The sequence below is a fragment of the Hymenobacter sp. AT01-02 genome (assembly GCF_000961955.2).
GTDB lineage: Bacteria > Bacteroidota > Bacteroidia > Cytophagales > Hymenobacteraceae > Hymenobacter > Hymenobacter mucosus.
In genome coordinates this window covers 1-1,356 of the sequence record NZ_JZIR02000088.1, presented here as the reverse complement: position 1 = coordinate 1,356, position 1,356 = coordinate 1, and the positions used below count along the sequence as shown (strand labels likewise).

2 protein-coding genes and 1 pseudogene are annotated in these 1,356 nt (G+C 59.8%); all 3 read right to left on the bottom strand.

Annotated features, from left to right (window positions below):
- Positions 1-567, bottom strand: a pseudogene (locus VI25_RS19495) (RagB/SusD family nutrient uptake outer membrane protein); the annotation flags it as partial.
- The gene (locus tag VI25_RS19490; RefSeq protein ID WP_052695848.1) at positions 564-1,106 is read right to left on the bottom strand and encodes a hypothetical protein; all 543 of its coding nucleotides are present in this window, start codon (positions 1,104-1,106) and stop codon (positions 564-566) included. The gene VI25_RS19490 and the pseudogene VI25_RS19495, both read right to left, overlap by 4 nt.
- 21 nt (positions 1,107-1,127) lie before the next feature.
- A partial coding sequence (locus VI25_RS25275) for a hypothetical protein (protein WP_161806989.1) occupies positions 1,128-1,356 on the bottom strand: 229 nt, incomplete at its 5' end.

Below are 1,356 nucleotides of genomic sequence, written 5' to 3'. Positions count from 1 at the left end.
AATGATGCGCACTTCCCGGGTGAAGGCCAGGGGGGCTCCCGTGCGGTCAGTCAGGGGGGCGTCGGTCGTTAGGTTGTACTGCTGTCCGAGGAGGAAGCCCACGTTCTGACGCTTGCCGGGATTCAGCGGGCCATTCTTGTAGGTATACACCGCACCCCGTCTGATGTCACTCGCCCCAAACTTGTCGTAGAAGCTGGGTAGCGCAGCCGGCCCGTTGTAGCCACTAGGCGACATGTTGTAGTGGGAAATAAACCGCCACAGGTCAAACTGGGCGCCGCTGCTCACGCCGCCAATGTTTAGCTCCGTAAAGATGTTCTCCGTGCCGATGGCCGTGTTATCGGGGGCGAAGTTGTCAAAGTAGTTGGTGGCAAACTGGTAGCGCCCGGAGTTGATAATCTGGTCGGCCAGGGTAATCACCTGGTTCATGTCGGCGGCGGCAAACGTGGGCGTCTGGCGGTTGGCGTACACGCCCCGGTTGAGGTAGCACTTCATAAGCAAGCCCCGCGCCGCATCCTTATTGGCCCGGTAGGCCGGCCCGTCGGGCAAGTTGGTCAGCACGGCATTCACCTCACTAATAATGAAGTCGAGGGCTTCCGTGCCTTGCGCACACGGGCATTAGCAGCCACACTCTCGCCGGGCTCCCGGTAGGGTACTTGGTCAAATAGGTCCAGAGTCCAGTACATGGCCCAGGCCCGCAGGAAGCGAGCTTCGGCCTGCTGCTGGACAGAGGCACTAAACTCGGGCCGCAGCACGTCGTTGGCGGCAAATACTACCCCGCCCAGGTTGGCAAAGGCGTCGCGAATTTGGCTGTGGTTGGCGTCCCAGGTGTGCAGGTGCAGCTGGCGCCACACGCCGTTGTCGTCCCAGTCGCCGGCCCGGGTAGGCATAATGCGCTCATCGGTGGTTACTTCCGAGAGGGCAAATACCTGAGTAGCGCCCTGAAACGGGCTACGCATGGAGGTGTACACGCCATCGAGTAAGGAAGCCGCGTTACCTGTCCTCACCTGGTCGGGCGTAAGGGAGCCCTGAAATTCTTCGTTTATCTCGCAGCTGCCGGCTAGTTGAAGCACAGTCAGCAAGGCCGCCGCGCTGAGTATCTTTTTCATAAAAAATGGATCAGGGGTGGTTTACAGAGAGAAATTGACGCCGAACGTGAAGGTGCGCGCCGTGGGGTAGCCCGTGTAGTCGATGCCGGCCGAAGGGACCACACCAAATGCCTTATTGGTGTTTACCTCCGGGTCGAAGCCGCGGTACTTGGTAATGACAAAGAGGTTCTGGCCGATGGCATACACGCTGGCACCCTTAAAGGCTTTGCCCAGGTCGCGAGGGCGTAGGACAGCGTCACGTTGGAGAGGC